Consider the following 25,628-nt stretch of genomic DNA (forward strand, 5'->3'; position numbering starts at 1 on the left):
CCGAAGCCGCCGCGCGGGTCGACCTGCAGGCGGCCTGGGGCGTCGACGCCCTGCCGACCGAGCCGGGTCGCGACACCGCGGGCATCGTCGCCGCGGCCGTCGCGGGCGAGCTGAGCGCGCTGGTCGTCGGCGGCGTCGACCCGGCCGACCTGCCCGACCCGGACGCCGCGCTGGCGGCGCTGGACGCTGCCGACTTCGTCGTCTCGCTCGAGCTGCGGCCGGGTGCCGTCACCGAGCGCGCCGACGTCGTCCTGCCGGTCGCGCCGGTGGCCGAGAAGGGCGGCACGTTCTGGACCTGGGAGGGCCGCGAGCGGCCGTTCGGCGACGTCCTCGCCTCCAGCGCCATGAGCGACTACCGCGTGCTCGACCTGGTCGCCGACGAGATGGACGTCGCGCTCGGCCTGCGCGACCTGACCGCGGTGCGGTCCGAGGCCGCCGAGATCGCGGTGTGGGACGGCGAGCGCGTGGCCGCCCCGACCACCACCGCGGCCGAGCCGCCGGCGGTCGGCCCGAACCAGGCCGTCCTCGCCACCTGGCACCTGCTGCTCGACGGCGGTCGGCTGCAGGACGGCGAGCCCTGGCTGGCCGGCACCGCCCGACGTCCGGTCGCGCGGCTGTCGTCGACGACGGCCGCCGAGGTCGGCGTCGCGGACGGCGAGGCGCTCACCGTCTCGACCGAGCGCGGCGCCCTCACGCTGCCGGTCGTCGTCACGCCGATGCCCGACCGCGCCGTCTGGCTGCCCACCCACCAGACCGGCCACCGCGTGCGCGCGACCCTCGGGGTCGACGCCGGAGCCGTCGTCACGCTGAGCAGGGGAGGTGCGGCATGAGCGCCGCGCTGCTGGCCGCCGGCCCCGGGGCCGCGGACTTCAGCCAGGAGACCTGGTGGCTGGTGCTGGTCAAGGCCCTGCTGATCTTCGTCTTCCTGGTCGTCACCACGCTGGTGCTGATCTGGTTCGAGCGCCGCGTGATCGGGCGCATGCAGCAGCGCCCCGGCCCGAACCGCACCGGCCCCTTCGGCCTGCTGCAGACGCTCGCCGACGGCGTGAAGCTCGCGCTGAAGGAAGACATCATCCCCAAGGCGGCCGACAAGGTCGTCTACGTCGTGGCGCCGATCATCGCCGCGACCTGCTGCTTCGTGGCGTTCGCGATCATCCCGTTCGGCCCGGCGGTCTCGGTCTTCGGTCACCGCACGCCGCTGCAGCTCACCGACATCCCGGTGGCCGTCATCTTCGTGCTGGCCGTGGCGAGCGTCGGCGTCTACGGGATCCTGCTGGCCGGATGGTCGTCGGGCTCGACGTACCCGCTGCTCGGCGGCCTGCGCTCGAGCGCGCAGATCGTCAGCTACGAGATCGCGATGGGCCTCTCGCTCGTGCCGGTGTTCCTGTACGCCGGCTCGATGTCGACGTCCGAGATCGTGACGGCGCAGACCGACCAGTGGTTCATCATCCCGGCGATCTTCTCGTTCTTCGTCTACGTGGTGACGATGCTCGGCGAGACCAACCGCCTGCCGTTCGACCTCGCCGAGGGCGAGGGCGAACTGACCGGCGGGTTCCACACCGAGTACTCGTCGCTGAAGTTCGCGCTCTTCTTCCTGGCCGAGTACGTCAACATGGTCACCGTCTCGGCGCTGGCCACGACGCTGTTCCTCGGCGGCTGGCGCGCCCCCTGGCCGCTGTCGGCCGTCAACGACGGCATGTTCAACCACGGCTGGTGGCCGCTGCTGTGGTTCGTGGTCAAGCTCTGGATGTTCCTGTTCTTCTTCGTCTGGGTGCGCGGCTCGCTGCCCCGCGTGCGCTACGACCAGTTCATGCGGTTCGGCTGGAAGTTCCTGATCCCGGCGTCCCTGCTGTGGATCGTGGCCGTCGCGACGATCCGGGCCCTGCCCGACATCACCGACACCAGCCGGCGCGGGCTGTTCATCGCGATCGGGGTGCTCGCCGTCGTCGGTGGCGGCATCGCGTGGGCGGTCGACGCCCGCTCGGCGCGCCGCGAGGACGACGGCGGCTGGGCGCTCGGCGAGGTCGACCCGTTCGCGGGTGGCCACCCGGTGCCGCCGCTGCCCGGCCAGACGCTGGTCGTCAGCCGTGGCCCGCGCGAGCGCGTGCGGGCCCTGCAGCCCGCCGGCGCCGGTGCCACGCCGAGCACCACCACCGAGCCCGAGCCCACGACCCCGTCCGAGGAGGACCCCCGTGGCTGACCGTCCCGTCCGGCCCGCCGGCGACCAGGCCCCTGCGGCCGGTGGCCGCGGGCGCGCCGACTCGCGCACGCCGCGCAAGAGCGACCGCAAGGGTCTGCTCTCGACGGTCGCGCCGCAGGTCGCCGGCTTCGGGGTGAGCTTCTCGACCATGTTCCGCAAGGTCGCGACCGAGGAGTACCCCGAGAAGCCGCGCCCCACCGAGCCGCGGTACCACGGGCGCCACCAGCTCAACCGGCACCCGGACGGCCTGGAGAAGTGCATCGGCTGCGAGCTGTGCGCCTGGGCCTGCCCGGCCGACGCCATCTACGTCGAGGGCGCCGACAACACCGAGGGCGGCCGGTTCTCGCCCGGCGAGCGCTACGGCCGCGTCTACCAGATCAACTACCTGCGCTGCATCTTCTGCGGCCTGTGCATCGAGGCCTGCCCGACGCGCGCGCTGACGATGACCAACGAGTACGAGCTGGCCGACGACAACCGCGGCAAGCTCATCTTCGAGAAGGACCAGCTGCTCGCTCCGCTGCAGGGCGGCATGCTCGCCCCGCCGCACCCGATGCCCGAGGGCAAGAACGAGAAGGACTACTACCGCGGCGAGGTCGTGCGCTCGACGCCCGACCAGCAGGCCTGGGTCGACGCGCAGGCCGCGGGCGACGGCACGGTCGCGCGCAGCGGCGAGTCCGAGGTGGCCACCGGCCCGCAGACGGCCGGCGAAGAGATCGCCGAGGAGGCCCGCCGATGACCGCGCTCTCGCTGCCCGCGCAGCTGATGGCCGCCGGCGACGCCACGCCCGGCTCGGCCGAGACGGTGCTGTTCTGGGTGCTGGCCCCGGTGATGGTGCTCGCGGCGCTGGGTCTGGTGTTCGCCCGCAAGGCCGTGCACGCGGCGCTCGGCATGGCCGTCGTCATGGTGAGCCTCGGCGCGTTCTACCTGGTGCAGGACGCCGACTTCCTCGGCGTGATCCAGGTCTTCGTCTACACCGGCGCCGTCATGATGCTGTTTCTCTTCGTGCTGATGCTCGTCGGCGTCGACTCCTCGGACTCCCTCGTCGAGACCATCACGGGCCAGCGCTGGGTCGGCGTCCTGCTCTCGCTCGCGCTCGGCGTCCTGATCATCACGGCCGTCGGGTCGGTCACCTTCGCCAGCCCGGTGGGGCTCTCGGCGACCAACGCCGACGGCAACGTCGTGGGCATCGCGAACCTCATCTTCGGCAAGTACGTGTGGGCGTTCGAGGTCACGAGCGCGCTGCTCATCACGGCCGCGATGGGCTCGATGGTGCTGGCGCACCGCGAGCGGCTCGGCATCAAGCGCACCCAGCGCGTGCAGGCCGAGGAGCGCTTCCGCACCGGACGGCTGCCGGCCGGCCTGCCCGCGCCCGGCGTCTTCGCGCGCCACAACGCCGTCGACACCCCGGCGCTGCTGCCCGACGGCACGCCGAGCGAGCTGTCGGTCTCGCGCGTCCTGCGGGTGCGCGAGCAGGTGCGACCGGTCGACGACCTCGAGCAGGCGGTCGCCGCGATCGAGGACGACGTCGAGCAGGGAGGACGGCGATGAGCCTGACCAACTACGTCTACCTGGCGGCGATCCTGTTCGCGATCGGCGCGTCCACGGTCATGCTGCGGCGCAACGCGATCGTGGTGTTCATGGGCGTCGAGCTGATGCTCAACGCCACGAACCTGCTGTTCGTGACCTTCGCCCGGATGCAGGGCACGCTCGACGGCCAGGTCGTCGCGCTGTTCGTGATGCTCGTCGCGGCCGCCGAGGTCGTCGTCGGGCTGGCGATCATCCTGACCATCTTCCGCGCGCGCCGCTCGGCCTCGGTCGACGACGCCAACCTGCTCAAGCTCTGACGGGCACGAGAACCGGAACGGATTCGATACGCAGATGACCACCACATCGGTACTCGCGGCCGAGGGCAGCGGGGAGGCGTTCCACGCCGCCGCCGCGTCCGGGGTGTTCTCGCTGACCTGGCTGCTCGTCGGCCTGCCCCTACTGGGCGCCGTCGTCCTGCTGGTCGGCGGTCGCCGCACCGACCGCGTCGGCCACCTGGTCGGCACGCTCGCCTCGTGGGCGTCGTTCGTCGTCGCGGCGGTCCTGTTCTTCGCGCTGCTCGCCCGCGACGCGGGTGACCGGTCGTTCGGCCAGCACCTGTTCTCGTGGGTGCCCGCGGGGTCGTTCAAGCTGGACGCCGGTCTGCTGCTCGACCCGCTCTCGCTGGCCTTCACGCTGCTGGTGACGTTCGTCGGCTCGCTCATCCACGTGTACTCGATCGCGTACATGGAGAACGACGCCGACCGCCGCCGCTTCTTCGGCTACCTCAACCTCTTCGTCGCCTCGATGCTGCTGCTGGTGCTGGCCGACAGCTACCTGCTGCTCTACGTCGGCTGGGAGGGCGTCGGTCTCGCGTCCTACCTGCTGATCGGGTTCTGGAACCACAACCCCGCGTACGCCGCGGCGTCCAAGAAGGCGTTCGTCGCCAACCGCGTCGGTGACTTCGGGCTCTCCGTCGCGATCATGATCATGTTCGTGCAGTTCGGCGCCGTCGACTTCGGCTCGGTCTTCAACGGCGCGCAGGGCGCGTCCGAGGGCGCGCTCACGGCGATGGGCCTGATGCTGCTGCTCGGCGCCTGCGGCAAGTCCGCCCAGTTCCCGCTGCAGTCGTGGCTGGGTGACGCGATGGCCGGCCCGACGCCGGTGTCGGCGCTGATCCACGCCGCCACCATGGTCACCGCCGGCGTGTACCTCGTGGTGCGCTCGCACCCGGTCTTCGAGCTGGCGCCGAACGCGCAGCTGGTGGTCGTGATCGTCGGCGCGATCACGCTGCTGTTCGGTGCGGTCGTCGGCTGCGCCAAGGACGACATCAAGAAGGCGCTCGCGGCCTCGACGATGAGCCAGATCGGCTACATGATGCTGGCAGCCGGGCTCGGGCCGGTGGGCTACGCGTTCGCGATCTTCCACCTGCTGACCCACGGCTTCTTCAAGGCCGGCATGTTCCTCGGGGCCGGCTCGGTCATGCACGGCATGAACGACCGGGTCGAGATGCGGCGCTTCGGCGGCCTGTCGGCGGTCATGAAGGTCACCTGGGTGACGTTCGGCCTGGGCTGGCTGGCCATCCTCGGCGTCCCGCCGTTCGCCGGCTTCTGGAGCAAGGACAAGATCATCGAGGCCGCCTTCGTCGGCGACGGCTGGCGCCCGTGGGTCTTCGGCCTGTGCGCCCTGCTGGGCGCCGGCGTGACGGCGTTCTACATGTCGCGCCTGTTCTTCATGACCTTCCACGGCAAGCGCCGCTGGGACGACGACGTGCACCCGCACGAGTCGCCGCTGACGATGACGGTGCCGATGATGGTGCTGGCCGTCGGGTCGGCGTTCCTCGGCCTCGTGCTCGGCCCCACGGGGGCGATCACCGGCTGGCTGGCCCCCGTGGTCGGCGAGCACGGCGAGGAGGCCCCGGTGATCGCGGTGCCGGTGCTCATGACGCTCACCCTCGTGCTGGTCGCGCTGGGCATCGGGCTGGCCTGGCTGCGGTACGTGCGCGAGGCGGTGCCCGAGGTGGCCCCGACCGGCTCGCTGCTCACCCGCGCCGCGCGCCGCGACCTGCTGCAGGACGACGTCAACGAGGCGCTGCTCATGCGTCCCGGCCAGCACCTGACCCGGTCGCTGGTGTTCGTCGACAACAAGGGCGTCGACGGCGCGGTCGGCGGGTTCGCCGCTCTCGTCGGCGGCACCTCGGCCCGACTTCGAAGGTGGCAGAACGGTTTCGTGCGGTCCTACGCGCTCAGCATGCTCGCCGGCGTGGTCGTCGTCCTCGCGGCCCTGGCGGTGATCCGATGAGCTTCCCCTGGCTGACGGTCCTCGGCGCCGTGCCGCTCGTCGGCGCGGCCGTCGTCGCGCTGCTGCCGCGCGGGCTGGCCTCGCGCGCCAAGCACGTCGCGCTCGGCGTCTCGGTGCTGACCCTCGTGCTGACGGTGCTGATGGCGCTGCAGTTCGACCGCGGCAGCGACCAGCAGTTCCAGCTCACCGAGCTGCACGAGTGGATCCCGCAGTTCGGCGTCAGCTACTCGCTCGGCGTCGACGGCATCGCGCTGGTGCTGATCGCCCTGGCCACCGCCCTGACGCCGATCTGCGTCCTCGCGGCCTGGCACGACGTCCCCGAGGTCGGCCGGCGCGAGCAGAACTACTTCGCGCTCGTCCTGGTGCTCGAGACGATGATGGTCGGCGTCTTCGCGGCCACCGACGTGTTCCTGTTCTACGTGTTCTTCGAGGCCATGCTGATCCCGGTCTACTTCCTGATCGGGTCGTTCGGCGGGGCGCAGCGCCAGTACGCCGCGGTGAAGTTCCTGCTGTACTCCCTCGCCGGCGGGCTGATCATGCTCGTCGCGGTCATCGCGCTGTACGTCGCGGGCCCCGGCGGCGACCACGGCTTCCTGCTCACCCAGCTCACCGGGCTCGACATGGGCGTGGGCGCCGAGCGGCTGATGTTCCTCGGCTTCTTCTTCGCCTTCGCGGTGAAGGCGCCGATGGTGCCGGTGCACACCTGGCTGCCCGACGCCGCGGCCGAGGCGCCCCCGCCCGTCGCCGTCCTGCTCGTGGGCGTGCTCGACAAGGTCGGCACCTTCGGGATGATCCGGTTCTGCCTGCCGCTGTTCCCGGACGCCTCGAAGTGGGCGACCCCGGTGGTCATCGTCCTGGCCCTGGTGTCGATCGTGTACGGCGCGCTGCTGGCCATCGGCCAGACCGACGTCATGCGCCTGATCGCCTACACCTCGGTGTCGCACTTCGGGTTCATCGTGCTCGGGATCTTCGCCATGACGTCGCCCGGGCAGTCCGGCTCGACGCTGTACATGGTCAACCACGGCTTCTCGACCGCCGCGCTGTTCCTGGTGGCGGCGATGCTGGTCAAGCGGCGCGGCTCGCGGCGGATCCCCGACTTCGGCGGGTGGCAGCGCGTGACGCCGCTCGTCGCGGGCGTCTTCCTGATCGCCGGTCTGTCGAGCCTGGCGCTGCCCGGCCTGTCGAGCTTCGTCAGCGAGTTCCTGGTGCTGGTGGGCACGTTCAGCCGGTACCCCGCAGCGGGTGTCATCGCCACCGTGGGCATCATCCTGGCCGCGGTCTACATCCTGCTGATGTACCAGCGCATGATGACCGGCCCGCGTCCTGAGCTCACCGGCACGCCGGACCTCACGGCCCGCGAGGCCTGGGTGGTCGCGCCTGTCGTCCTCATCATCATCGGCCTGGGCGTGTTCCCGAAGGTCGTGCTGGACGTCGTCGACCCGGCCGTGAAGCACACCATGACCCAGGTGGGGGTCACCGATCCCGCGCCGAAGGTCGCCCCCGTCGCCGAAGGGACCGCGAAGTGAGCGCCGCCGCGCTGGTGACGGCCGAGGTCAACGCGCCCTCGGTCTCCTACCACCTGGTCGCCCCCATGCTGATCGTCCTCGGGGCCGCGCTGGTCGGCGTCCTCGTCGAGGCCTTCGTGCCCCGGCGGTGGCGCTACGGCGTGCAGGTCACGATCGCGCTGGTCGGCCTGGTCGCCGCGTTCGTGGCCGTCGTCCTGGCCGCCGACCACCGCAAGGCCACGACCTTCGCCAAGGCGGTCGTGATCGACGGGCCGGCGCTGTTCCTGCAGGGCACGATCGTCGTCCTGGCGGTGCTCGCCGTGCTGACGATGGCCGAGCGCTTCCTCGGGGCCGAGGGCGACGCCTTCACCTCGCAGGGCGCCAGCATCCCCGGCTCGCCGTACGAGGCCGCCACCGCGCGCGCCGGCTGGGTGCAGACCGAGGTCTACCCGCTGACGATGTTCTCGGTCGCGGGCATGATGCTCTTCCCCGCGTCGAACGACCTGCTGACGCTGTTCGTCGCGCTCGAGGTGCTGTCGCTGCCGCTGTACCTGCTGTGCGGCCTGGCCCGGCGGCGTCGCCTGCTCTCGCAGGAGGCCGCGCTGAAGTACTTCCTGCTCGGCGCGTTCTCGTCGGCGTTCTTCCTGTTCGGCGCCGCGCTGCTGTTCGGGTTCTCGGGCTCGCTGTACCTCGGCGACATCGCGGCGGCGATCGGCACGCGCTCGGACGCCGACGGCATGCTGCTCGTGGGCGTGGCCATGGTGGCGATCGGCCTGCTGTTCAAGGTCGGCGCCGTCCCGTTCCACGCCTGGACCCCGGACGTCTACCAGGGCGCTCCGACGCCGGTCACCGGCTTCATGGCGGCCTGCACGAAGGTCGCGGCGTTCGGCGCCATGCTGCGCGTGTTCTACGTCGCGGTCTCCGCCGCGCGCTGGGACTGGCAGCCGGTCGTGTGGGCGGTGGCCATCGCCACGATGCTCGTCGGCTCGGTGCTCGCCATCACGCAGACCGACATCAAGCGCATGCTGGCGTACTCCTCGATCGCGCACGCGGGGTTCATCCTCACCGGCGTGCTGGCCTTCGACAAGACGGGTGTCGCGGGCTCGCTGTTCTACCTCGCGGCGTACGGCTTCACCACGATCGGCGCCTTCGCCGTCGTCACGCTGGTGCGCGACACCGCGGGCGAGGCGACGCACCTGTCGCAGTGGGCCGGCCTGGCCCGCCGCTCGCCGGTGCTCGCGGGCGTGTTCACGTTCTTCCTGCTGGCGTTCGCGGGCATCCCGCTGACCTCGGGCTTCACCGGCAAGTTCGCGGTGTTCTCGGCGGCCATCGCGCACGGCGGGACCTGGCTGGCGGTGGTCGGCGTCGTGTCGAGCGCGATCGCGGCGTTCTTCTACGTCCGCATCATCGTGCTGATGTACTTCAGCGAGCCCGACTCCGACGCCACGGTCGTGGCCGCGCCCAGCGCCTTCACGACCATCGCGATCGGCATCGGCGTGCTGATGACGCTCGTGCTCGGCGTCCTGCCCGGTCCGCTGCTCGACCTGGCCAGCCGCTCCGCGCTGTTCCTCCCGTAGGGTCGCTGACGTGACCAGCACCAGGGCCTCGTCGTGACGACGCCGGCGTCGGGGGCCGACGCGTTCGGCCTGCCGCTCGACGACCCCGAGCTGTCGGCGGTCGTCGCCGACGCGATGACGCGGGTCGAGACGGCACTGCGCGAGTCCGTCGGGCACGTCGACCAGTACATCGCCATGACGGCGGCGCACCTGCTCGAGGCGGGCGGCAAGCGGTTCCGGCCGCTGCTGACCGTGCTCGCGTCGCAGGTCGGGCCGCAGGCGGGCAAGGTCTCGGACGACGTCGTCAAGGCCGCGGTCGTCGTCGAGCTCACGCACCTGGCGTCGCTGTACCACGACGACGTCATGGACGAGGCGGTCATGCGCCGCGGCTCGCAGAGCGCCAACGAGCGTTGGGGCAACACGGTCGCGATCCTCACCGGCGACCTGCTGTTCGCGCGGGCCTCGCAGGTCGTGGCCGACCTCGGTGCCGAGGCCGTGCGGGTGCAGGCCCTCACCTTCGAGGTGCTGTGCTCGGGGCAGATCCACGAGACGGTCGGGCCGGCCGAGGGCCAGGACCCGGTCGAGCACTACCTCACCGTGCTGGCCGAGAAGACCGGCGTGCTGATCGCGACGGCGGGCCGGTTCGGCGCGTGGTTCGCCGGGTGCGACGACGCGACCACCGAGGTGATGCGCCGCTACGGCGAGCGGATCGGCGTCGCGTTCCAGCTGGCCGACGACCTCATCGACCTGACCTCGAAGTCCGGGGAGTCCGGCAAGACGCCCGGCACCGACCTGCGCGAGGGCGTCGCGACGCTGCCGGTGCTGCTGGCCCGCGAGTCCACCGACCCGGCCGACGCGCGGCTGCTCCAGCTGCTCGACGCCGACCTCACCGACGACGCCCTGCACGCCGAGGCGCTCGGGCTGCTGCGGGCGCACCCCGCGGTCGAGCGGGCCCGCGAGGTGACGCGGCAGTGGGCGCACGACGCCCGCGAGGTGCTCGAGCCCTTGCCCAGCAGCGTCGTCAAGACCGCGCTGGAGATGCTCGCCGACGGCGTCGTCGACCGCTCCGCCTGACCCCACCCCTACCTCCGCCGGACCCCGCCCCGCCGTCCCGGGTCTGCGCGCACCTTCTCAAGAACACGGCCTCATCGCGCGCTGATGGGGCCGTCTTCTCAAGAAGGTGGAGTCGCCGGAGGCGGGTGGCAGGGGGCAGGGTTGACACGTGACGGGCGTGCCGGGTTGGATCGGACGACGGGGCGGCGGTGGGGCCGTGCGGTGGGCGTCCCGGGGAGGGGTGCCGTGCCGTGGACGTCATGCTGCTGCGCGCGTTCGTGCAGGTCTCGGAGGTCGGGTCGATCTCGGCCGCGGCCCCGGCGCTGGGGTACACCCAGCCGGGGCTGAGCCAGCGGATCCAGACGCTCGAGCGCCACCTGGGCTGCCGGCTGTTCGACCGCGGTCCGCAAGGGGTGGCGCTGACCCGGCGCGGCCGGGCGGTGCTGCCCTACGCCCGCATCATGCTCGGCGTCGCCGAGGCGCTGGTCACCGAGGCGCGGCGCGACTAGGGCGTCGCGCCGACCACGGGCACCTCGCGCTGCGCCCGGGCGGCCGCGCGGGCCGAGCGCGCGGTGCGCAGCGAGTCCGCCGACAGGACGACGAGCGCCGCCCACACGATCGCGAACCCCACCCAGCGCGAGGCCGGCACGTGCTCGTGCAGCACCAGCACGCCGCACAGCAGCTGCAGGACCGGCGTGACGAACTGCAGCAGCCCCATCATCACGAGCGGCACGCGCCGGGCCGCCGCCGCGAACAGCAGCAGCGGCACGGCCGTCGCCACGCCGGTCGACGCCAGCAGCACCGCGTGGCCGGGCCCGTGACCGGTGAACGACCCGCGACCGCTGGCCTCCAGCCACACCAGTGCCGCGACGGCCACCGGCGCCAGCAGCACGGTCTCGGTCGTCAGGCTCGCGACGGCGCCGACGTCCGCGCCGACGCGCTTCTTCATCAGCCCGTACGTCGCGAACGACACCGCGAGCACCAGCGCGATCCACGGCGGGTGCCCGTAGCCGATGGTCAGCACCGTCACGGCGACGGCACCCAGCCCGACCGCCACCCACTGCGCCACCCGCAGCCGCTCGTGCAGCACCACGACCCCGACGAGCACGGTCACGAGCGGGTTGATGAAGTACCCGAGCGCGGTCTCGACGACGCGTCCGGTGTTGACGCCGTAGACGTACACGCCCCAGTTCAGGGCCAGCACCGACGCCGCCACGGCGAGCATCGTCAGCTGCCGCGGCCGCCGCACCATCGTGCGCACCCAGCCGACCTCGCGGGTCACGGCGAGCACGACGGCGCAGACCACCAGGGTCCACAGCACGCGGTGGACGACGATCTCGATCGCGCCGGCCGGCCGCAGCAGGTGGAAGTAGAGCGGGAACACGCCCCACAGCAGGTACGCGCCGAAGCCGTACGCCGTGCCGAACCGCTGCGAGGGAGTTTCGGGAGCAGGCGCGGTCACGCGCCGACGGACCAGGTGTCGTTGCCCGCCACGAGCGCCTGCAGCGCCTCGGTGGTGGGCGGGCCGTCCGCGCTCGCCGACGTCACCTGCTCGCGCACCAGGTCGTCGTACGTCGGCCGCTGCACGTCGCGGAAGATGCCGACGGGCACGTGGGCCATGTCGGTGGTGTCGAGGCGCGAGAGCGCGAAGGCGCTGGTCGGGTCGTCGGCGTGCGCGTCGTGCCGGACGACGTCCGCCGGGTCGACCTCGGACGTCGGCACGACGTCGAGCCCGCCGTCCGCGCGGCGCACCACGACGCGCGTCTCGTCGCCCTCGCCGAGCTGCAGCGGCTCGCCGTCGCGCAGGTGCAGCAGCCGGGCCTCGGCCTGGTCGCGGTCCTTGAGCACCTCGAACGCGCCGTCGTTGAAGATCGGGCAGTTCTGGTAGATCTCGACCAGCGCGGAGCCGCGGTGCTGGGCCGCGGCGCGCAGCACCTCGGTCAGGTGCTTGCGGTCGGAGTCGAGGGTGCGCGCCACGAAGGTCGCCTCGGCGCCGAGCGCCAGCGACACCGGGTTGAACGGGGTGTCGACCGATCCCGCGGGCGTCGACTTGGTGACCTTGCCCGACTCGGACGTCGGCGAGTACTGCCCCTTGGTGAGCCCGTAGATCCGGTTGTTGAACAGCAGGATCTTGAGGTTCACGTTGCGGCGCAACGCGTGCACGAGGTGGTTGGCCCCGATCGAGAGCGCGTCGCCGTCACCGGTGACGACCCAGATCGACAGGTCCGGGCGCGAGACGGCGAGCCCGGTGGCGATGGCCGGCGCACGCCCGTGGATCGAGTGCATGCCGTAGGTGTTCATGTAGTACGGGAAGCGGCTCGAGCAGCCGATGCCCGAGATGAAGACGACGTTCTCGCGGCGCAGGCCGAGCTCGGGCAGGAACCCCTGCATGGTGGCCAGCACGGCGTAGTCGCCGCAGCCCGGGCACCAGCGCACCTCCTGGTCGGAGGTGAACTCCTTCTTGGTCTGGCGCGGGGCGTCGGCGTCCAGCGTCGGGACGCCGTCCAGCCCGCCCACGGTGGGCATGCCGAGGTCGGTGCTCACGGGTGGATCTCCTGGATCGTCGGTGCGCCGCTGCCGGCCGCCGCCTCGCTGATCGCCTCGACCAGCTCGGCGGTCGTGAACGGCAGCCCGCGCACGCGGTTGTAGCCCTGGACGTCGACGAGGAACCGCGCGCGCAGCAGCATCGACAGCTGGCCGAGGTTCATCTCGGGGACGACGACGCGGCGGTAGGCGCGCAGCACCTCACCGGTGTTGCGGGGGAACGGGTTCAGGTGCCGCAGGTGCGCCTGCGCGACGCGGACGCCCTGCTGGCGGGCGGCCCGGACGGCGGCCGAGATGGGCCCGTAGGTCGACCCCCACCCCAGCACCAGGACGTCGGCCGTGCGGCCCTGCTCGTCGGCCGGGTCGTCGACGACGAGCGGCCCGACGGTGCTGGCGATGCCGTCGGTCTTGGCCTGGCGCAGGCGCACCATCGCGTCGTGGTTGTCGGGGTCGTAGCTGATGTTGCCCGTGATGTCGGCCTTCTCGATGCCGCCGACGCGGTGCTCGAGCCCTGCCGTGCCGGGGACGGCCCAGGGCCGCGCCAGGGTCTCGGGGTCGCGCAGGTACGGGTGGAACACCGGCGCGCCGTCGTCGTCCGTGGCGTTCGGCTCGGTGGTCAGGGTCACCGAGATGTCGGGCAGGCTCTCGAGGTCGGGGATCTGCCAGGGCTCGGAGCCGTTGGCGAGGTAGCCGTCCGAGAGCAGGAAGACCGGCGTGCGGTAGGTCGTCGCGATGCGCACGGCCTCGATCGCGGCGTCGAAGCAGTCGGCCGGCGAGCTCGGCGCCACGATCGGCACCGGGGCCTCGCCGTTGCGGCCGAACATCGCCTGCAGCAGGTCGCTCTGCTCGGTCTTGGTCGGCAGGCCGGTCGACGGGCCCCCGCGCTGCACGTCGCAGATCACGAGCGGCAGCTCGAGCGAGACCGCCAGGCCGATGGTCTCGGACTTCAGCGCGACGCCCGGCCCCGAGGTGCTGGTGACGCCGATGGCGCCGCCGAAGCTCGCGCCCAGCGCGGCACCGATGCCGGCGATCTCGTCCTCGGCCTGCAGCGTCGTGACGCCGAAGCGCTTGAGCCCGCTGAGGGTGTGCAGGATGTCGGACGCCGGCGTGATCGGGTAGGAGCCGAGCACCAGCGGCCGGCCGACGAGGTGTGCGCCCACGACGAGGCCGTACGACAGCGCGATGTTGCCGGTGACGTTGCGGTAGGTGCCGCTGGCCATCGGCGCCGGCGCGATCGAGTACCGCACCGCGAAGTCCTCGGTGGTCTCGCCGTAGTTCCAGCCCGCGTGCAACGCGGCCAGGTTGGCCTTGAGGATCTCGGGCTTCTGGGCGAACTTGGCGTGCAGGAACGACTCGGTGCCCTCGGTGGGCCGGTCGTACAGCCACGACAGCAGGCCGAGGGCGAACATGTTCTTCGCCCGCTCCTTCTCCTTGCGGGTCAGGTCGAAGTCGGCCAGCGCCTCGACCGTGATCGAGGTCAGCCCCACGGCGTGCACGTGGTAGGAGTCGAGCGAGCCGTCGTCCAGCGGGTTGGCGGTGTAGCCGACCTTGCCCAGGTTTCGCTTCGTGAACTCGTCGGTGTCGACGAGCACCATCGCGCCGCGCGGGACGTCGGCCAGGTTGGCCTTGAGGGCGGCCGGGTTCATGGCGACCAGGACGTCGGGCGCGTCACCGGGCGTCAGGACGTCGTGGTCGGCGAAGTGCAGCTGGAAGCTCGAGACGCCGGGCAGCGTGCCCTGCGGGGCGCGGATCTCGGCCGGGAAGTTCGGCAGCGTCGACAGGTCGTTGCCGAGCGCGGCGGTCTCGGAGGTGAAGCGGTCGCCGGTGAGCTGCATGCCGTCGCCGGAGTCCCCGGCGAAGCGGATCACCACGCGGTCGAGCTTGCGGACCTGCTTGCCACTCGTCGGGTGCTTCATCTGCGCCGTCATCGCCTCGCTGAGCCTCTGCGTCACTTCCTACGCCATCGTAGGTCGCCCACGACCCGGATGCGCGGCCGCCCGGCATCTGGACCGGAGATTCTTCAGACGGCGTTCCCGCCGGTCTAGGCTGGACGTCGTGCACCAGCTGCCGCCGTACGCGATCGTCGGGCTCGTCGTCCTGACCGGCGCGGCGCTGTTCCTGGCCGGGACGCAGGGCACGCGGCTGCTGCGCCCGAGCGCCCCCACCCCGGCCAAGCTGACGACGTACGAGTGCGGCGTCGACCCGGTCGGCGAGGGCTGGGCGCAGACCAACGTGCGCTACTACCTGTACGCCTACCTCTACGTCGTGTTCGCGGTGGACGCGATGTACCTGCTGCCGTGGGCCACCGTGCTGCAGCTGCCCGGCTTCGGCTGGCGCACCCTCGCCGAGATGGGCGTCTTCCTCGGCGTGCTGGCGGTGGGGCTGGCGCACGCCTGGCGCCGCGGCCTGCTGCGCTGGGTCTAGCGCCGGGCCAGGCCAGCCTCAGAGCTGGAAGAGCGCGGCGGTGGTGAGCAGGGCCGCAGCGACCTCGTCGACGTCGTGCAGGTCTCCGGGGTCGTCCCGCACCGCCTGCGCGCGCGCCCGGATCGCCGTGCCGGGGTCGGGCTCGAGCAGGTCCTCGCACAGCAGGCCCACGACGGCCCGCGCGTCGTGCTCGTCGACGTGGTCGAGCACCAGCCCGTCGTCGAGCAGCGTCGCGGCCTCGCGGAACACCTCGCGCGCCATCTCGAGGTCGACCTCCGGCCGCGCCGCGGCGACGGCGTCCGCGGTGGTCATCAGCTGGTCGTACGGCGGCTTGGTCCAGGCGTCGGGCATGGGACGAGCGTGGCGACGGGCCGCGTGGCACGGCAAGGGGATTACCCGTGCCGTGCCAGCATCGTGCTCGTGCAGCGGACGACCGACCTCGACGACGTGGAGCGGCGGCTCCGGGCGGTGCTCGACCGATACCGGCCCGAGCTGGTCGACAGCACGATCTACGGCGTGCCCTCCCTGGTGTGGCCCGGTGCCACCGGGCACGACTACTTCGCGGCGACGAAGCGGGGCAAGGCGGCGGTGAGCCTCTACACCATCATCGCCGACCGCTACCCGGACGACGTCGCCACCGCCCCGAAGTCGTTGCAGGACAAGCGGAGCGGGCGCGCGACGTACGCGTTCACCGCGATGGACGACGAGCTGCAGCAGCAGCTGACCGACCTGCTCGACCGGCTGCTGCTGCGCTACCGCACCGAGCACGGCGGCTAGCTCAGGCCGGTGCCCGGGCCGCGCGGAAGGGCGTCAGGGCCAGGCCGGCGGCGCCCACCGCGAACACCAGGGCGGCGGTCAGCAAGGTGGCGCGCAGGCCCCACGCGTCGGCCACGACGCCCGCGACCGGGGCGACGACGACCATGACCGCCCGGTTGAGCGAGCGCATGGTGGTGTTGGTGCGTGCCTGCAGGGAGTCCGGGGTGACCAGCTGCCGGTAGCTCATCTCGTGCGAGTTGCTCGCGCCGATGCCGACGCCGAAGATCCCGGTGCCCAGGGCCAGCAGCACGACCCGCCCCCACGGCCCGGACGACGAGCCCGCCGTCGCCATCACGACCACCGCGAGGGCGTCGCCGGCACGGCACGCGATGATCGTGCGGCCGGTGCCGAGCAGCCGCCCGACGCGGGTCGTGACCGCCGCGCCCACGACCGCGCCGAGGCCACCGACCGCTCCGGTGAGGCCGAGCTGGAACGGCGTCAGGTGCAGCTGCAGCAGCGCGTACGGGGTCACGACGACCCCGACGACGGCGTTGCCCACGAACCAGCCGTGGGTCGACAGCGCCAGGGCGGTCAGGCCCGAGTCGCGGTAGATCCACCGCACGCCCTCCCGGATCTCGGGCCACAGCCGTCGCGGCGCCGCGTCGGCGGTCGGGCGCGGCTCGGCCACGTCGACCCGGGTGAGCGTCAGCGCCGAGAACAGGTAGGTGGCCGCGTCCACGAGCACCGCCAAGGGGGCGCCGAGCGCTCCGACGAGCACCCCGCCGAGGGCTGGACCCGCGGTCATGGCCGCTGCGTCGGCACCGTCCACCCGGGCGTGGGCCCGCTGCAGGTGCGGCCGCGGCACCAGGCGCGGCATGAAGGCCATCTCTGCCGCGCCGTTCACGACCGTGGCGACGCCACCGAGCAGCACCACCAGGAGCAGCGCGGGCAACGACAGCAGGTGCAGCCACCACAGCAGGGGGACCAGCGCGAGCAGCACCGCCTGCACGAGGTCGGTGGCGACCAGCAGGGGACGGCGCGGGTGCCGGTCGACGACCGCACCCACCACGACGCCGAGCACCAGGAACGGCAGCCAGCGCGCGGCGTTGAGCCACCCGACCTCGGTGGCGGTGCCGTGCAACGTCAGCACGACGAGGGCCTGCAGGGCGAAGAGCGTGATGTAGGTGCCGGACGCCGAGACCGCGCTGGCGCGCCAGAACAGCACGAACGAGCGCGACGGGAACCCGGCGTCCTCGCTCATGGCGCGCATCGTCCCACCTGCCCACCGGCGCGGACGTCGGTGCAGCACGAAGCGTCAGAGCCGGCCGGACTCCACGACGCGGCGCAGGAACTGCTGCGTGCGCGGCTGCTGGGGGTCGCCCAGCACCTGCGCCGGCGGCCCGGACTCGTGCACGCGCCCGCCGTCCAGGAACACGACCTCGTCGGCGACGTCGCGCGCGAACGACATCTCGTGGGTGGCGACGAGCATCGTCATGCCGTCGTCCTTGAGGTCGCGCAGCATCGCCAGCACCTCGCCGACGAGCTCGGGGTCGAGCGCGCTGGTGACCTCGTCGAGCAGCATCAGCACCGGTTGGGTCACCAGGGCCCGGGCCACCGCGACGCGTTGTTGCTGGCCGCCCGACAGCTCGTCCGGCCACGCGCGGGCCTTGTCCTGCAACCCGACCCGGCGCAGCACCTGCATCGCGTCGTCCTCGGCCCGCTCGCGCGAGACACCGTGCACCCGACGGGGCGCGAGGGTGATGTTGTCGAGCACCCGCAGGTGCGGGAACAGGTTGTAGGCCTGGAAGACGATGCCCACGCGCGACCGCACCTCGTCGGCGTCGACCCGCGGGTCGGTGACGTCGCGCCCCTCGAGCTCGACCACGCCGTCGTCGACGACCTCGAGCAGGTCGATGCAGCGCAGCAGGGTCGACTTGCCCGAGCCCGAGGCCCCGATCAGCGCGATGGTGCGGTGCGCCTCGACGTCCAGGTCGAGACCGTCGAGCACCACCGCGTCGCCGTAGGACTTGCGCAGGCCCTGGACGCTCAGCAGCGGCGCGTTCACGGGACGCCCCCTGCGCCCTGCCAGCCCTGCCGCCGCGCCACCCGGTCGGTCAGCCGCGTCAGCGGGATCGTCAGCAGCACGAACAGCGCACCGGCGACGACGTACGGCGTGAAGCTGGCGTAGGTCGCCTGGTTGATCTGCGCGGCCCGGACGGCGTCGATGACGCCGAGGATCGAGATCAGGCCCGAGTCCTTCTGCAGGCTCACCAGGTCGTTCAGCAGCGGCGGCACCACGCGCCGCACCGCCTGCGGCAGGACGACGAAGCGCATCGTCTGGGGGTAGCTCAGGCCGAGCCCGCGCGCCGCGGCCTGCTGGCTCGGGTGCACCGACTCGATGCCGGCCCGGAACACCTCCGCGACGTACGACGAGTAGGTCAGCACCAGCGCGACGCCGCCGTAGAAGACGACGCTGCCCGGCAGCCCCTGCAACCGCAGGCCTGGGACGCCGAACCCGACCAGCAGCAGCACGAGCAGCAACGGCATGCCGCGGAACAGGTCGACGTACGCCGTGGCGAAGGCGCGCAGCGGGAAGAACACCGGCCCGCGCAAGGTGCGCATCACCGCCAGCGCCATGCCGATCACCAGGATGAACACCGCGCAGACGGCCATCACGCGCACGTTGAGCCACAGGCCGACCAGCACGTCCGGCAGCGACTGCCGCGCGACGTCCAGGTCGAAGAAGCTCGCCTTCACCCGCGGCCAGCCGGGGCTGCTCACGACGCCGGCGACCACCAGGCCGACCACGACCACGGTGCTGCCGAGCCCGACGAGCGCCGAGCGCACGGCCCGGCGCCGGCGGTACGCCAGCCGCTCGAGCTGGCGCGCCGACAGCGCGGGGGGCGCCGCGGTGCCGGGTGCTGCTGCTGGCCCGCTCACTTCAGCTCGGGGGCCCCGGCGGTGCTGGTGAGCCACTGCTGCTCGAGCTGGTCGAGCGTGCCGTCCTGGCGCAGCGCGTCGACGGCCTGCGACACGCAGGTGGTGAGCGCGCTGCCCTTGTCGAGCACCATGCCGAACTGCTCGGGCGTGCCGGTGGTGGGGATCTGCCCGACGAGCTTGCCGTCCTTCAGGTCGGCGGCGGCCAGGAAGAGGCCGGTGGGCAGGTCGACGACGAGCGCGTCGATCTGACCGTTCTGCAGGGCGGCCTTGGCGTCGTCGTTGGTGTTGTAGACGGCCACCTTCTGCTCGGGCGCGATGGTGGTGGTCGCGGCGGTGTAGCTCGTGGTGCCGACCTGCGCGCCGAGCTTGAGCTTCTTGAGGTCGGCGATGCTGGCGGCGTTCTCGGCCTTGCTGCCCTTCACGGTGACCACCGACTGAGCGACGTCGTAGTAGCCGGACGAGAAGTCGAGGTTCTTCTTGCGCTCGTCGGTGATCGACACCTGGTTGATGTCGACGTCGAACGTCTTCGGCCCCGGCGCGGTGGCCTGGTTGAAGCTGACGACCGACCACTTCACGTCGGCCTGCGCGAAGCCGAGCTTCGCGGCCACCGCGTACGCGACCGCCGACTCGAAGCCCTTGCCGTTGCTCGGGTCGTCGTCGACGAACCACGGCTCGTACGCCGGCTTGTCGGTGCCGACCGTGAACGTGCCCTTGGTCTGCGTCGCGAGCGAGTCCTTGGTGCACGAGGCGCTGGCGCTGCCGGTCGGCGTGGCGCCGGTGGCGCTGCCCTCGTCCGCCGGGGCGCAGGCGCCGAGGGCGACCGTGGCGGCGGCAGCGAGCCCGACGAGGGCGGTGCGGGTGGTCCGAGTGCTCACGCGAGGCTCCCGAGGACGTCGTGGTGGTGCGCTCACGGTACGAGACGTCCCGCCACCCGGACGCCTGCGTCTCGACCCGTGGACGGTCGCGGACAGACCCGGACGAGCCGGGCGGACGCTCGCGGTGCGGGCCGGGGCGACCTCGGCGATGCTGGCTGCGCCGACCACGAGGACGACGACCATCACGACGACGAGGAGCCCGCAGCCGTGGACATCACCGAGGTGATCCTGCACCAGCACGCCGAGCAGCGCCGCATGTTCGCGATGCTCGAGGAGTGGCCGCGCGACGACACCGAGGGCCTGGCCGCGCTGTGGGAGCGGCTCGAGATCCTGCTCGAGGTGCACGCCGAGGGCGAGGAGAAGTTCTTCTACCCCCAGCTGCTCCAGGTCGGCACGGGCGGCGGCGACGCGGACGACGTCGAGGAGGAGACCGAGGACGCGATCAAGGACCACAACGAGATCCGCCAGGGCATCCGCGACGTCCGCAAGAGCAAGACCGGCAGCGGGGCCTGGTGGAAGGCCGTCACCGAGGCCAACGTCGCCAACAGCGACCACATGGCCGAGGAGGAGCGCCAGGACCTCACCGACTTCCGCGAGCACGCGAGCCTGGAGCAGCGGCACGACCTGGCGGTGCAGTTCCTGCGGTTCGAGGCCCAGCACTGGGCGCGCGGGGTCGAGCCGGTCGACAAGGACCCGCAGGAGTGGGTCGAGGACCACGAGGACGGCTGACCGGCCGCAGTAGGGTGCCGGTGTGGCCGTCGACCTGCCCGCACCACGTGTGGGGCCCCTCGCCGAGGCGGCACCTCGACCGCTGCGGCTGGTGCTGAACTGGGGACGCCGCTACAGCCTCTGGGTCTTCAACTTCGGCCTGGCCTGCTGCGCCATCGAGTTCATCGCGGCCTCCATGGCGCGCCACGACTTCATCCGGCTCGGCGTGATCCCGTTCGCGCCCGGCCCGCGCCAGGCCGACCTGATGGTCGTGAGCGGCACCGTCACCGACAAGATGGCGCCCGCGATCAAGCGGCTCTACGAGCAGATGCCCGAGCCGAAGTACGTCATCTCGTTCGGCGCCTGCAGCAACTCGGGCGGCCCGTACTGGGACTCCTACTGCGTCACCAAGGGCGTCGACCAGCTGATCCCCGTCGACGTCTACGTGCCCGGATGCCCGCCGCGTCCCGAGGGACTGCTGCACGGGATCCTGCGCCTGCAGGAGAAGATCGCGGCCGAGCAGGTCAGCGGGGCGGCGATCGCGCAGCGCCGTCGTCCGGTGCAGGCCGGGCAGGTCACCCGCCCGCTGGTCACGGCCGACGACGCCGGCCCGGTGCTGCCCGCGGAGCCGGCGTCGTGAGCCCGGCGATCGGCGCGCCCGACCTCGTCGCGCGCCGGCTGGCCGACGCCATGGGCCGCAGCCCGGACGACGAGCCGCTGGCTGCCGAGGACGCCCAGGGCGTGGTCTGCGTCGACGTGCCGCCGGACCAGTGGCACGCGGCGCTCGCGGCCTGCCGCGACCACCTCGGCACCGACTTCTTCGACTGGCTCTCGGCGGTCGACGAGCCCGAGGCCGAGCCGGCCGCGGTCGACGTCGTCGCGCACCTGGTGGTGTCGGCGTCCGGCGGTGACGGCATCGGCGAGAGCGCCGGGCTGGTGCGGTTGCTCGTCCGCACCCGCATCCCGGACGACGCGCTCGCCCTCGCCAGCGTCACCGACCTGTGGCCCGGCGCGGCCTGGCACGAGCGCGAGACGGCCGAGATGTTCGGCGTCGACTTCACCGGCTTCGACGACGGCGCGCGCACCCTCGACGGCGAGCCGCTGGGGCTGCGGCCGCTGCTGCTGCCCGACGGCTTCGAGGGCACGCCGCTGCGCAAGTCGTTCGTCCTGGCCGCGCGGGCCAGCAAGCCGTGGCCGGGCGCCAAGGAGCCGGGGGAGAGCGACGCGCACGCCTCGCCGTCCCGCCGCAAGATGCTGCCGCCCGGCGTGCCCGACCCGAGCTGGGGGCCGCGCGATGCCTGAGCCGCTCGAGGTCGTCGTCCGCGTCGTGGGGGTGCTCGCCGCCTTCCTGGTGCTGCCGCTGCTGGTCGGCCAGACCGAGCACAAGGTCATGGCGCACATGCAGGGCCGGCTGGGGCCGATGTACGCCGGCGGGTTCCACGGCTGGGCCCAGCTCGTCGCCGACGGCGTGAAGTTCGTGCAGAAGGAGGACGTCACCCCGGCCGCGGCCGACCGTCGCGTCTTCCGGCTCGCGCCCGGCGTCGCGCTGGTGCCGTACCTCGTGGCCATGGTGGCGATCCCGTTGTCGCCCGGCGTGGTCGGCGCCGACCTGGACGCCGGCCTGCTGTTCGTCCTGGCCGCCAGCGCGGTCGGGGTGCTCGGCACGCTGATGGCCGGGTGGAGCAGCGCGAACAAGTACGCGCTGCTCGGCGGGCTGCGCACAGCGGCCCAGCTGCTGTCGTACGAACTGCCGATCGTGCTGGCCGGCAGCAGCGTCGCGATGGCCGCAGGATCGTTGTCGCTCACCGCGATCGGCGAGGCCTGGCGGCCGTGGTGGCTGGTCTGGCAGGCGCCCGCGCTGGTCTGCTTCGTCGTCGCCGGCGTCGCCGAGCTGGCCCGCCCGCCGTTCGACATGCCGGTGGCCGACTCCGAGATCGTGTTCGGCCCGTACACCGAGTACACCGGCCTGCGCTTCGCGTTCTTCCTGCTGAGCGAGTACGCCGGGATCGTCGTCCTGTCGGCGCTGACGGCCGTGCTGTTCCTCGGCGCGTGGCAGGGGCCGTTCAGCGACCAGCTCGGCTGGCTGTGGACGCTGCTGAAGACCGGAGTCGTCGCCGTGCTCGTCATCTGGGTGCGCGTCGCCTGGCCGCGGCTGCGCGAGGACCAGCTGCAGGCCCTGGCGTGGAAGGTGCTCGTGCCGCTCGCACTGGCCCAGCTCGCCCTGACCGGTGTCGTGGTGGTGATGACCGCATGAGCGAGCCCACCGGCTCGAAGCCGGGCGCGCTGCCCGGGCTGATCAAGGGCTTGGCCGTCACCGCGCGCACGCTGGCCCGGCCGAGCCACACCGCCGAGTACCCGGACGTCCCGCCCGACCTGCCGCCGCGCAGCCGAGGGGTCATCGCGCTGCTCGAGGAGAACTGCACGGTCTGCATGCTCTGCGCGCGCGAGTGCCCCGACTGGTGCATCTACATCGACTCGCACAAGGAGACGCTGCCGGCCACCACCGAGGGCGGCCGCGAGAGGCAGCGCAACGTGCTCGACCGCTTCGACATCGACTTCTCGCTCTGCATGTACTGCGGCATCTGCATCGAGGTCTGCCCGTTCGATGCGCTGCACTGGAGCCCGGAGTTCGAGTACGCCGAGCTCGACATCCGCGACCTGATGCACGACAAGGAGCGGCTGGGCGAGTGGATGCCCACCGTGCCACCGCCCCCGGCCCACGACGCCGCGGCGGCCGAGCCCAAGGAGGTCGCGGCGGCCTCGCGCCCGGCGCGGCCGCGCCGTCCGGTCAAGGCCGCGGATCCGCCTGCGGCGCAGGGGGACTCGTGACCACGCGCGACGTGCTCTTCGCCCTCACCGGGCTGCTGGCGGCGTCGTCCGGGCTGATGGCGGTGCTGACGCGGCAGGTGGTTCACGCGGCGCTGTGGCTGGTGACGGCACTCGGCGCTCTGGCCGGGTGCTACCTGGTGCTGGGCGCCGAGGTCGTCGCGCTGGTGCAGCTGCTGGTGTACGTCGGTGCCGTGGTGGTGCTCGTGCTGTTCGCGATGATGCTGACCCGCGCGCCGATCGGTCGCTCGGACGACGTCGACGCGTCGTGGCCGCAGCGACTGGCCGCCAGCCTCGCCGGCGTCGCGGTGGCCGGCCTGCTCGGGACGTCGCTCGTCATGGCGGTGCAGGGTCGCGAGGTCGTGGTCGCCGACCACCGGGCGGCCGCGCAGCCCCTGGCGCGCTCGCTGTTCGGCGCGTGGGCGCTGCCGTTCGAGCTGCTGTCGCTGCTGCTGCTCGCCGCCCTCGTCGCCGCGCTGGTGCTCTCGCGCGAGGACGGTGGCCGGTGATCCACCTCGCGCTGCCGGTGGTGCTCGCCGCGCTGCTCGCCGGCGCGGGCGTGTACGGCGTGCTGGCCCGGCGCAACGCGGTGCTGGTGCTGGTGGGCGTCGAGCTGCTGCTCAACGCGGCCGGACTGCTGCTCGTCGCGTTCGACGCGGCGTACCGCGACGCGCTGCACGGCGGCCAGGTCATGACGGTGTTCGTCGTCACGGTCGCCGCGGCCGAGGTGGGCGTGGCGCTCGCCGTGGTGCTGCTGCTGTTCCGCCGGCGCGGTGACGTCGACCTGCGGGCCGCGCGCGACCTCGCCGAGAGCGCGGACGTCGAGCGCGTCGAGCCCGTGGACGCCGCGTGACGACCGCGGCGTGGGCCGCGCGGCTCGTCGTGCTGCTGCCCGCGCTGGCTGCGCTCCTGGGACTGCTCGTGCCGCGCACCGCACGGGCCCGGTCGGCGGCGATCGCGGTCGGTGGGGCCGCTCTGGCCCTGTTCGTCGCCGTCGTCCAGCTCGTCTGCGCCGCAAAGGATCTGGACGTCGCGGGCGCGGCTCTGCTCCCTCCCGTGCCGACGGGTGCGGGCACGGTCGAGCTCGCCGTCCGGTCCGACCAGCTCAGCGCCGTGGTCGCCGTCATGGTGGCGGTCGTGGCGCTGTGCGTGCAGGTCTACTCGACCGCCTACCAGGCGGACGACCCCCATTACCGCGCGTACGCCGCGACCGTCTCGCTGTTCACGGCGGCCATGCTGCTCGTCGTCCAGGCCGACGACCTGCTGCTGCTGCTCGTCGGCTGGGAGGCCATGGGCCTGTGCTCGTACCTGCTGGTGGGGCACGAGAGCGAGCGCGAGGCGGCGCGCGCGGCGGCGGTGAAGGCGTTCTTGATGACGCGCGTCGGCGACGTCGGGTTCCTCCTCGGGATCGTGCTGCTGTGGGTCGCGGCCGAGACCACGAGCATCTCGACGCTGCTGCGGCCCGAGACGCTCGCCGCCGTCGGCACGCCCGCCCTCACGGCGGCCGCGCTGCTGCTGGTGGCCGGGGTCGTCGGCAAGTCGGCGCAGTTCCCGCTGCACACCTGGCTGCCGGACGCGATGGAGGGCCCGACGCCGGTGTCGGCGTTGATCCACGCGGCCACCATGGTCGCGGCCGGTGGCGTGGTGCTCGCCCGCCTGCTGCCGCTGCTGCTCGAGGCCCCGGCCGCCCGCGCCGTCCTGGCCGTCGTCACCGCGGTCACCATGCTGGGTGCTGCGCTGGTCGCGTGCGTGCAGACCGACCTGAAGCGCGTGCTCGCGTGGTCGACCATCAGCCAGGTCGCCTACCTGCTGGCCGCCCTCGCCGTCACGACCCCCGAGCTGGGCGCCGCGCCGTCCACGCTGCACCTGCTCTCGCACGCGGGGTTCAAGGCCCTGCTGTTCCTGTCCGCCGGCGCCCTCGCACACCAGGTGCACTCGACGTCCCTCGGCGACCTGGCAGGTGCCGGGCGGCGCTCGCCCCTCGTCGCCGGCCTCTTCACCCTCGGCCTCGCCTCGCTGGCCGGGCTGCCGCCGCTCTCGGGCTACTGGTCGAAGGAAGCCGTCCTCGGCGCCGCCGAGGAGGGCGCGCACGGCCCGTACGCCTGGGCGGCGGTGCTGGTGCTGGTGGTCGGGCTGGTGACCGGGTTGGTGACGGCGGCCTACTGCGGTCGCACCTGGTGGCTGGTGGTGCGCGAGACCCGCGCCGAGGCCCACGACGACATGGAGCCGGTCGAGGACGTCGAGCACGGCGCCGCGGCGGCCGCGGCCGAGGGCGCGGTGGCTGTTACGCCCGTGCCGGTCGCGATGACGGCGCCGCTCGTGGTGCTCGCGGTCCCGACGGTGCTGGGCGGCTTGCTGCTGCTCGGCCCGGCCGCTCCCGGCGACGTGCACCTGGGCCTCGCGACCGCGCTGCTCG

Annotated in this window: 28 protein-coding genes; 20 read left to right on the forward strand and 8 right to left on the reverse strand. The window is 72.6% G+C overall.

What is annotated here, in order from left to right; translation table 11 throughout:
• The 10 genes from ACYVJ4_RS08100 to ACYVJ4_RS08145 all read left to right on the forward strand — a co-directional run.
• Positions 1–830, forward strand: an 830-nt coding sequence (locus ACYVJ4_RS08100) for a molybdopterin dinucleotide binding domain-containing protein (protein ID WP_460459609.1), incomplete at its 5' end; no start/stop codon positions are given.
• Complete coding sequence (gene nuoH / locus ACYVJ4_RS08105; RefSeq protein WP_460459610.1) at positions 827–2,200, forward strand: NADH-quinone oxidoreductase subunit NuoH; 1,374 nt, start codon at positions 827–829, stop codon at positions 2,198–2,200. The genes ACYVJ4_RS08100 and nuoH, both read left to right, overlap by 4 nt.
• The gene (nuoI, locus tag ACYVJ4_RS08110; RefSeq protein WP_460459611.1) at positions 2,193–2,936 is read left to right on the forward strand and encodes an NADH-quinone oxidoreductase subunit NuoI; all 744 of its coding nucleotides are present in this window, start codon (positions 2,193–2,195) and stop codon (positions 2,934–2,936) included. The genes nuoH and nuoI overlap by 8 nt, the downstream gene beginning before the upstream one ends.
• Positions 2,933–3,748 (forward strand): NADH-quinone oxidoreductase subunit J, encoded by an 816-nt coding sequence (locus tag ACYVJ4_RS08115; protein ID WP_460459612.1) that lies wholly within the window; start codon positions 2,933–2,935, stop codon positions 3,746–3,748. The genes nuoI and ACYVJ4_RS08115 overlap by 4 nt, the downstream gene beginning before the upstream one ends.
• Positions 3,745–4,044, forward strand: coding sequence for an NADH-quinone oxidoreductase subunit NuoK (nuoK, locus tag ACYVJ4_RS08120; protein WP_460459613.1), 300 nt, complete (start codon positions 3,745–3,747; stop codon positions 4,042–4,044). Before ACYVJ4_RS08115 ends, nuoK (ACYVJ4_RS08120) begins: the two co-directional genes overlap by 4 nt.
• A 34-nt stretch (positions 4,045–4,078) precedes the next feature.
• Positions 4,079–6,025 carry an NADH-quinone oxidoreductase subunit L gene (nuoL, locus tag ACYVJ4_RS08125; protein WP_460459614.1) on the forward strand — a complete coding sequence of 649 codons (1,947 nt, stop codon included), beginning with the start codon at positions 4,079–4,081 and terminating at the stop codon, positions 6,023–6,025.
• On the forward strand, positions 6,022–7,551 hold the full coding sequence (locus ACYVJ4_RS08130) for an NADH-quinone oxidoreductase subunit M (protein WP_460459615.1): 1,530 nt from the start codon (positions 6,022–6,024) through the stop codon (positions 7,549–7,551). Before nuoL ends, ACYVJ4_RS08130 begins: the two co-directional genes overlap by 4 nt.
• Entirely contained in the window at positions 7,548–9,107 is a 1,560-nt protein-coding gene (gene nuoN / locus ACYVJ4_RS08135; protein WP_460459616.1) for an NADH-quinone oxidoreductase subunit NuoN, read from the forward strand. The genes ACYVJ4_RS08130 and nuoN overlap by 4 nt, the downstream gene beginning before the upstream one ends.
• Positions 9,108–9,140: 33 nt before the next feature.
• Positions 9,141–10,160 carry a polyprenyl synthetase family protein gene (locus tag ACYVJ4_RS08140; protein WP_460459617.1) on the forward strand — a complete coding sequence of 340 codons (1,020 nt, stop codon included), beginning with the start codon at positions 9,141–9,143 and terminating at the stop codon, positions 10,158–10,160.
• 239 nt (positions 10,161–10,399) lie between these two features.
• On the forward strand, positions 10,400–10,648 hold the full coding sequence (locus ACYVJ4_RS08145; protein WP_460459635.1) for a LysR family transcriptional regulator: 249 nt from the start codon (positions 10,400–10,402) through the stop codon (positions 10,646–10,648).
• On the opposite strand, the gene rarD is transcribed toward ACYVJ4_RS08145, so the two are convergent.
• The 3 genes from rarD to ACYVJ4_RS08160 are packed head-to-tail and all read right to left on the reverse strand — an operon-like array spanning position 10,645 to position 14,599.
• Positions 10,645–11,601 carry an EamA family transporter RarD gene (gene rarD, locus ACYVJ4_RS08150; RefSeq protein WP_460459618.1) on the reverse strand — a complete coding sequence of 319 codons (957 nt, stop codon included), beginning with the start codon at positions 11,599–11,601 and terminating at the stop codon, positions 10,645–10,647. The two genes, ACYVJ4_RS08145 and rarD, sit on opposite strands and share 4 nt — an antisense overlap.
• Positions 11,598–12,683, reverse strand: a complete 1,086-nt coding sequence (locus ACYVJ4_RS08155; protein WP_460459619.1) for a 2-oxoacid:ferredoxin oxidoreductase subunit beta — start codon at positions 12,681–12,683, stop codon at positions 11,598–11,600. Before ACYVJ4_RS08155 ends, rarD begins: the two co-directional genes overlap by 4 nt.
• Positions 12,680–14,599 (reverse strand): 2-oxoacid:acceptor oxidoreductase subunit alpha, encoded by a 1,920-nt coding sequence (locus tag ACYVJ4_RS08160; protein WP_460459636.1) that lies wholly within the window; start codon positions 14,597–14,599, stop codon positions 12,680–12,682. Before ACYVJ4_RS08160 ends, ACYVJ4_RS08155 begins: the two co-directional genes overlap by 4 nt.
• 139 nt (positions 14,600–14,738) lie before the next feature.
• Here ACYVJ4_RS08160 and ACYVJ4_RS08165 point away from each other — a divergent pair, with 139 nt between their 5' ends.
• Positions 14,739–15,107, forward strand: a complete 369-nt coding sequence (locus ACYVJ4_RS08165; RefSeq protein WP_460459620.1) for an NADH-quinone oxidoreductase subunit A — start codon at positions 14,739–14,741, stop codon at positions 15,105–15,107.
• An 18-nt stretch (positions 15,108–15,125) separates the two neighbouring features.
• Here the strand turns inward: ACYVJ4_RS08165 and ACYVJ4_RS08170 are convergent, their stop codons facing one another.
• Entirely contained in the window at positions 15,126–15,458 is a 333-nt protein-coding gene (locus ACYVJ4_RS08170; RefSeq protein ID WP_460459621.1) for a hypothetical protein, read from the reverse strand.
• Positions 15,459–15,527: 69 nt separating this feature from the next.
• Between ACYVJ4_RS08170 and ACYVJ4_RS08175 the strand changes: the two genes are divergently transcribed.
• The gene (locus ACYVJ4_RS08175) at positions 15,528–15,884 is read left to right on the forward strand and encodes a hypothetical protein (protein WP_460459622.1); all 357 of its coding nucleotides are present in this window, start codon (positions 15,528–15,530) and stop codon (positions 15,882–15,884) included.
• 1 nt (position 15,885) lies between these two features.
• Here ACYVJ4_RS08175 and ACYVJ4_RS08180 read toward each other — a convergent pair whose 3' ends face one another.
• From ACYVJ4_RS08180 to ACYVJ4_RS08195, 4 genes are read right to left on the reverse strand one after another with little or no spacing between them, the layout of a single operon-like run.
• Positions 15,886–17,124, reverse strand: a complete 1,239-nt coding sequence (locus tag ACYVJ4_RS08180) for an MFS transporter (protein ID WP_460459623.1) — start codon at positions 17,122–17,124, stop codon at positions 15,886–15,888.
• A gap of 54 nt (positions 17,125–17,178) precedes the next feature.
• Positions 17,179–17,928, reverse strand: coding sequence for an amino acid ABC transporter ATP-binding protein (locus tag ACYVJ4_RS08185; RefSeq protein ID WP_460459624.1), 750 nt, complete (start codon positions 17,926–17,928; stop codon positions 17,179–17,181).
• Positions 17,925–18,803: an amino acid ABC transporter permease gene (locus ACYVJ4_RS08190; protein ID WP_460459625.1), complete on the reverse strand. Its 879-nt coding sequence runs from the start codon at positions 18,801–18,803 to the stop codon at positions 17,925–17,927. The genes ACYVJ4_RS08185 and ACYVJ4_RS08190 overlap by 4 nt, the downstream gene beginning before the upstream one ends.
• Positions 18,800–19,678, reverse strand: a complete 879-nt coding sequence (locus tag ACYVJ4_RS08195; RefSeq protein ID WP_460459626.1) for an ABC transporter substrate-binding protein — start codon at positions 19,676–19,678, stop codon at positions 18,800–18,802. The genes ACYVJ4_RS08190 and ACYVJ4_RS08195 overlap by 4 nt, the downstream gene beginning before the upstream one ends.
• A gap of 207 nt (positions 19,679–19,885) precedes the next feature.
• On the opposite strand from ACYVJ4_RS08195, the gene ACYVJ4_RS08200 reads away from it, so the two are divergent.
• The 8 genes from ACYVJ4_RS08200 to ACYVJ4_RS08235 all read left to right on the forward strand — a co-directional run.
• Complete coding sequence (locus ACYVJ4_RS08200) at positions 19,886–20,407, forward strand: hemerythrin domain-containing protein (RefSeq protein ID WP_460459627.1); 522 nt, start codon at positions 19,886–19,888, stop codon at positions 20,405–20,407.
• Positions 20,408–20,429: 22 nt separating this feature from the next.
• A complete protein-coding gene (locus tag ACYVJ4_RS08205) occupies positions 20,430–21,026 on the forward strand; it encodes an NADH-quinone oxidoreductase subunit B (RefSeq protein ID WP_460459628.1) in 597 nt (198 codons plus the stop codon).
• Entirely contained in the window at positions 21,023–21,688 is a 666-nt protein-coding gene (locus ACYVJ4_RS08210; RefSeq protein ID WP_460459629.1) for an NADH-quinone oxidoreductase subunit C, read from the forward strand. Before ACYVJ4_RS08205 ends, ACYVJ4_RS08210 begins: the two co-directional genes overlap by 4 nt.
• A complete protein-coding gene (locus ACYVJ4_RS08215) occupies positions 21,681–22,640 on the forward strand; it encodes a complex I subunit 1/NuoH family protein (RefSeq protein WP_460459630.1) in 960 nt (319 codons plus the stop codon). The genes ACYVJ4_RS08210 and ACYVJ4_RS08215 overlap by 8 nt, the downstream gene beginning before the upstream one ends.
• Positions 22,637–23,215 carry a NuoI/complex I 23 kDa subunit family protein gene (locus ACYVJ4_RS08220; protein ID WP_460459631.1) on the forward strand — a complete coding sequence of 193 codons (579 nt, stop codon included), beginning with the start codon at positions 22,637–22,639 and terminating at the stop codon, positions 23,213–23,215. The genes ACYVJ4_RS08215 and ACYVJ4_RS08220 overlap by 4 nt, the downstream gene beginning before the upstream one ends.
• Entirely contained in the window at positions 23,212–23,721 is a 510-nt protein-coding gene (locus ACYVJ4_RS08225) for an NADH-quinone oxidoreductase subunit J family protein (protein ID WP_460459632.1), read from the forward strand. Before ACYVJ4_RS08220 ends, ACYVJ4_RS08225 begins: the two co-directional genes overlap by 4 nt.
• Entirely contained in the window at positions 23,718–24,065 is a 348-nt protein-coding gene (gene nuoK, locus ACYVJ4_RS08230; protein WP_460459633.1) for an NADH-quinone oxidoreductase subunit NuoK, read from the forward strand. Before ACYVJ4_RS08225 ends, nuoK (ACYVJ4_RS08230) begins: the two co-directional genes overlap by 4 nt.
• A partial coding sequence (locus ACYVJ4_RS08235) for an NADH-quinone oxidoreductase subunit 5 family protein (RefSeq protein ID WP_460459634.1) occupies positions 24,062–25,628 on the forward strand: 1,567 nt, incomplete at its 3' end. The genes nuoK (ACYVJ4_RS08230) and ACYVJ4_RS08235, both read left to right, overlap by 4 nt.

The organism is Angustibacter peucedani (genome assembly GCF_054779595.1).